6 protein-coding genes are annotated in these 5,198 nt (G+C 71.4%); 1 reads left to right on the top strand and 5 read right to left on the bottom strand.

Annotated features, from left to right (window positions below):
- Positions 1-72 precede the first annotated feature (72 nt).
- Both AC0IW9_RS29990 and AC0IW9_RS29985 read right to left on the bottom strand, forming a co-directional pair.
- Positions 73-663: a hypothetical protein gene (locus tag AC0IW9_RS29990; RefSeq protein WP_471651964.1), complete on the bottom strand. Its 591-nt coding sequence runs from the start codon at positions 661-663 to the stop codon at positions 73-75.
- A 259-nt stretch (positions 664-922) separates the two neighbouring features.
- Positions 923-1,477, bottom strand: coding sequence for a pyridoxamine 5'-phosphate oxidase family protein (locus AC0IW9_RS29985; protein WP_471651963.1), 555 nt, complete (start codon positions 1,475-1,477; stop codon positions 923-925).
- A gap of 94 nt (positions 1,478-1,571) precedes the next feature.
- On the opposite strand from AC0IW9_RS29985, the gene AC0IW9_RS29980 reads away from it, so the two are divergent.
- The gene (locus tag AC0IW9_RS29980; RefSeq protein WP_471651962.1) at positions 1,572-2,474 is read left to right on the top strand and encodes a LysR family transcriptional regulator; all 903 of its coding nucleotides are present in this window, start codon (positions 1,572-1,574) and stop codon (positions 2,472-2,474) included.
- A gap of 99 nt (positions 2,475-2,573) precedes the next feature.
- Here AC0IW9_RS29980 and pcaB read toward each other — a convergent pair whose 3' ends face one another.
- The 3 genes from pcaB to pcaH form a co-directional block, all read right to left on the bottom strand.
- Positions 2,574-3,920, bottom strand: a complete 1,347-nt coding sequence (gene pcaB / locus AC0IW9_RS29975) for a 3-carboxy-cis,cis-muconate cycloisomerase (RefSeq protein ID WP_471651961.1) — start codon at positions 3,918-3,920, stop codon at positions 2,574-2,576.
- Between the two features lie 4 nt (positions 3,921-3,924).
- Positions 3,925-4,521, bottom strand: a complete 597-nt coding sequence (pcaG, locus tag AC0IW9_RS29970) for a protocatechuate 3,4-dioxygenase subunit alpha (RefSeq protein WP_471651960.1) — start codon at positions 4,519-4,521, stop codon at positions 3,925-3,927.
- Positions 4,518-5,198, bottom strand: a 681-nt coding sequence (gene pcaH / locus AC0IW9_RS29965) for a protocatechuate 3,4-dioxygenase subunit beta (protein ID WP_471651959.1), incomplete at its 5' end; no start/stop codon positions are given. The genes pcaH and pcaG, both read right to left, overlap by 4 nt.

Below are 5,198 nucleotides of genomic sequence, written 5' to 3'. Positions count from 1 at the left end.
GCCGAGGGGCAACTGAATCACCATCGTGCAGCCCGTGGGATCACAAGCGATTCAGTCAGGCTGGAAACCGCTCTAGGGCCGCAGCGCCTCGGCGGCCGGCCAGCCGCGTTCCAGCCGCTTGCAGAGGCGCCGGTAGTCGATGCCGGCCGCCGCGGCGGCATCGCCCAGGCTGACCATCCGCCCGCGGTACTCGATGAAATGGCGCGGGGTGCCGCGGCGAGGGGGCGCATTCTCCCACCGGCAATTGGCCGGGGAATAGGCGCGGGCGAGGTTCTGCCGGACCAGCCGGTGCGCCGCATCGGGCCGCGGGCCCATATCCTCGAGGAAGGCGGCATAGCCGCGGCCATTGGCGGCCCGCCAGCGCCGGCAGACCGCGGCCTCCTGCTGGCGATGCAGCAGGGCCTGCCAGACCTGGTATTCCGGCGCGGCCCGGCCGCCCGCCTTGCCGCCGTGGCGATATTGCCGCTCCCGCGAGGCATCGTCGCGCAGGCAGCCGCAGCTCAGCGTGGTCTCGGCCTTCAGCCGGTCTTCGCGGACCGTGGCGGTGCCGCCGCAGTCGCAATCGCAGGCCCAGCGGCGGCGGGCGAAGCGTCCGCGCCAGTAATAAGGCGTATCCTCGTGCGAAATGACCAGCCGGCCGTACCGGAGTCCTTCACGCACCATCGTCACAGCCATAGCCCGCACCTCAAGAGACCACTGCCAATGTGACCGGCCGTGCGGTTCCGACACGACTCACGTCATCGCAAGACGTAGTGGCTCAAGCAGGGTTGATCCGGAGTTAACCTGCTGGTTTGTGCTTGCGGCGTTTCTCGCGCCAATAGAAATAATCCTTACCAAAATTATAAAAGCTAAATCGTTTCTTGCCCCCAGGTCATGGAGTTCCGGCCATGGTCCGACTCGATCCGTGCCCGGCTGAACCGCGTCAGCCTGCGGCAAGGGTGGCGGCCCATTCCTCCGCGGTCAGGCGCGGCGTGATGTGCTGCGGGCAATTCCATTCGAAGCCGGCGAGGGTGATGACCATGGCGCTTTCCGCCAGACGCTCGGCGCCGTCCGGCGTCAGCCGTGCCAGCAGGGCGGGATCGTCGCGCACCACCCGGGCATGGCCCAGCAGCTTCAGCCGGCGCCGGTTGGCATAGTCCATGAAGAAGAGCGAGACCCGGTCATCGGTCTCGAGGTTGCCGATCGAGACATGCTGGCGGTTGCCGGTGAAGTCGGCGAAGCCGAGCGTGGTCGCATCCAGCACCCGAACGAAGCCGGGCGGGCCGCCGCGGTGCTGCATATAGGGCCAGCCGGTGGCAGAGACGGTGGCCATGTAGAAGCTGTCGCGGGCATGGATGAAGCCCGCCTCCTGCACCGAGAGCCGGCTGTCGTCGCGGCCTGATTCCGCCATGCGGGCGAAATGCGGCCGGGACCCGAGGGCCTCCTGCTCGGCCTGCACGGCGGGGGTGAAGGCGATCCGGGCGAAATGCTGTCCCATGGTTGGCTCCTGTTGCTGTGGCCAGAGAATGGGCCTTGCCTCGGGCGGCAGGAAGCAGCGGGATGGGCAAGTCACTGTTCCCGGATCGGCAAGAATGGACAGCCTGGAGGAGTTGCGCCTGCTGGTCGCGGTGGTGGATGCGGGCAGCCTCGCCGCCGCGGGCCGGAGGCTCGGCCATTCGCCACCGGTGGTCACCCGGGCCATCGCCGGGCTGGAGGAGCGGCTGGGGCTGCGCCTGCTGGAGCGGAGCACCCGCCGGCTGGCCCCCACCGAGGCCGGGCGGCGCCTGGTGGAACATGCCCGCCGCCTGCTGGCTGACTATGCCGAGGCGATGGCGGCCATGGCCGGGGAGGGTGGCGCCCCGCGCGGCCGGCTGCGGGTGGCGGCGCCGCTGGTCTTCGGCCGCTGGCATGTCGCGCCGATCCTGGCGGATTTCCTGGCCGCGCAGCCGGCGGTGACGGCGGAGCTGACCCTGTCGGACCGCAATGCCGACCTGCTGGAGGAGGCGGTGGATGTGGCGCTGCGCATCGGCCCCCTGGCCGAGAGCGGGCTGGTGGCGCGGCGCGTCGGGCAGGTGCGGCGCGTGGTGGCGGCCAGCCCGGGCTGGGTCGCGGCGCATGGGCTGCCGGCGCGGCCGGAGGCCTTGGCCGGCGTGCCCGCCGTGGTCTTCACCGGCCAGGCGATGCCGCCGGATTGGATCTTCCATCGGCCGGAGGGCGGGACCATCGCCATCCGCATCGCCCCGCGCCTCACGGTGAACGAGGCCGAGGCGGCGGTCGCCGCGGCCATCGCCGGGCATGGACCGGTCAGCGCGCTATCCTATCAACTGGCGGCGGCGCTGGCCGATGGCCGGCTGGTGCGGCTGCTGCCGGGGTGGGAGGCGCCGGCGCTGCCGGTCTCCCTGGTCATGCCCTCGGCCCGGCTGCTGCCGGCGCGGGTCAGGGCCTTCCTCGACTTCGCGGCGCCGCGCCTGGCCGGGCTGGCGGTGCTTCGCTAGAGCGCGATCGTCTGAGGTGGAATCACCGAAAGACGTGAATCGCGCGATAAAACAATAAGCTGGACCCTGATCCGCGCTTCTGTCGGCGCGGATCAGGGACTAGCGCATGCGGGCCAGCACCCGGTCGATGAAGGCCTGGGTGCTGCCGAGATAGGCCGAGGGGTCGGTCAGCCGCGCGACCTCGGCGGGCGACAGGCGGGCGGAGACCTGCGGGTCCGCCATCAGGACCTGGGCCAGCGGCACGCCCTGCTGCAGGGCGAGGTCGCAGGCGTGGTGGACCACGTGATGCGCCTCCCCGCGGCCGAGCGCCGGGGCCAGGCCCATCATCACCTGCTCGGCGACGATCAGCCCGCCGGTGCTGTCGAGGTTGCGCTGCATCCGGGCGGCATCCACCGTCAGGCCCTCGGCCAGCACCCGCGCCTGGGCCAGCGCGCCATGCGCCAGCAGGAAGGCCTGGCCGACCGCCAGCGGTTCCGTCTGCCACGGCCCGGTGCCGCGTTCCTGGTCCTGCGCCATGGCGGCCAGCATCTGCGGCACCAGCGCATGCACGCCGCGGCTCTGGGCGATGATGTATTCGCAGGAGATCGGGTTGCGCTTCTGCGGCATGGTGGACGACCCGCCGCGGCCTTCCTGGTGCGGCTCCGCGACTTCCGCGACCTCGGTCTGCATCATCAGGATGACGTCGGTGGCGATCTTGGACAGCGCGCCGCAGAGCAGGCCGAGGAAGCCGACCGCCTCGGCGATGCCGTCGCGCGCGACATGCCAGGGGATGTCCGGGGAGGCGAGGCCGAGCTCCTTCGCCAGCTCGTCCTGCACCGCCAGGCCCTGGTCGCCGAGCGAGGCGAGGGTGCCGGCGGCGCCGCCGAATTGCAGCTTCTCGACCCGCGGGCGGAGCTGGTCCAGCCGCTCCAGCATGGTGAGGAGGGGGGAGAGCCAGACCGCGACCTTGTAGCCGAAGGTGACGGGCAGGGCATGCTGGAGATGGGTGCGGCCGGCCATGACGGTGGCGCGGTGGGTGCGGGCCATGGCGGCGAAGCCGGCGTTCACCGCCAGCAGCTCCGCCCGGATCAGCGCCAAGCCCTGGCGGACCTGCAGCACCACGGCGGTATCCATGATGTCCTGGGTGGTGGCGCCCCAATGGGTCCAGCGTCCGGCGTCCGGCCCGGCGAGCTGCGAGAGCTGGCGGACCAGCCCGACCACGGGATAGCCGGTGTTGCGCGTGGCGGCGGCGAGTGCCGGCAGGTCCAGCTTCTCGGCCAGCGCCACGTCGGTGATGGTCTGGGCGGCCGCGGGCGGGACGATGCCGAGGCGGGCCTGGGCGCGGGCGAGCGCGGCTTCCACGTCCAGCATGCGCTGGAGATAGGCCATCTCCCCCATGCAGGCGCGCATGGCATCGGTGCCGTAGAGGGCGCCGAAGACGGGGCTGTCGGCGGGATTGACGGGCATAGGGTCAGACCTCGAGGAATACGGTTTCGTCGTCGCCCTGCAGGCGGATGTCGAGCCGCCAGGTGCCGGCCGCCTCCGGCCGGGCGATCAGCGTGCCGCGGCGGGCGGGCGGCACGGCGGATAGGATGGGGTCCTGCTCGTTCAGCGGCTCATCGGCGAAGTACAGCCGGGTGACGAGCTGCTGCAGCAGGCCGCGGGCGAAGATGCTGATGGCGACATGCGGCGCCTGGAAGCTGTTGCCCTGGCCGCGCACCGGGCCGGGCTTCAGCGTGGTGAAGCGGAAGCCGCCCGCGGCATCGGTGGCGCAGCGGCCGAAGCCGTGGAAGGCCGTGTCGTAGCGGCCCTCGGGATCGGCCTGCCAGATCTCCACCATGGCATCGGGGCAGGGGGCGCCGTCGCCGTCGGTGATGCGGCCCGTCAGGGTGATGCGCTCCCCGGCGATGCCGGCATTGGGGCCGTCGGCGCGCAGCAGGTCGGCCCAGGCGGGGAAGTCGATGAGGTGCCAGTAGGGGCCGGCCGTCTGGCTGGAGGTGGCCGATCCGGGCGGCCGATTCAGCCCTTCGCGCCTATCGGCGCTGCGGTCATCGGACGCCACGCTCACGCCGGATTCTCCATCGGCGTCGCGTCGCGGCCGCGCAGCACGATGTCGAAGCGGTAGCCGAGCGCGTAGTCCGGCTGGGTCACGTCGAGGTCGAAGCTCGCCACCAGCCGGTTCCGCGCCGCCGCATCCGGCACGCAGTTGAAGATCGGGTCGAGCGGCAGCAGCGGGTCGCCGGGGAAGTACATCTGGGTGATCAGCCGCTGGGCGAAGCCCTGCCCGAACAGGCTGTAGTGGATATGCACCGGGCGCCAGGCATTGTGGTGGTTGCGCCAGGGATAGGCGCCGGGGCGGATGGTGGTGTAGCGGTACCAGCCTTCGGCATCGGTGAAGACCCGGCCCTCGCCCTTGAAGGCGGGGTCGAGCGGGGCGTCGTGGGTGTCGCGTTCATGGTTGTAGCGGCCGGCGGCATTGGCCTGCCAGACCTCGACCATGGCACCCGCCTGTGGCCTGCCGTCCTCGTCCAGCACCCGGCCGGCGACGATGATGCGCTCACCCTGGGCCTCCCAGCCGGGGCCCTTCGCCAGGTTGGCCGAGGTCGGATAGACCTGCTCGCGCATCCGTATCGGGCTGGTCTCGGTCAGGGTCTGGCCGATCCGCAGCAAGGGCTGCTTCGGGTGCCGCTTGTGGGTGCTGCCATAGGCCGGCACGTCGTAGGGCGGCTGGGTACCGGGGGCGGG

The organism is Belnapia sp. AC561 (assembly GCF_979252845.1).
This window is presented reverse-complemented; position numbering and strand designations above follow the sequence as displayed.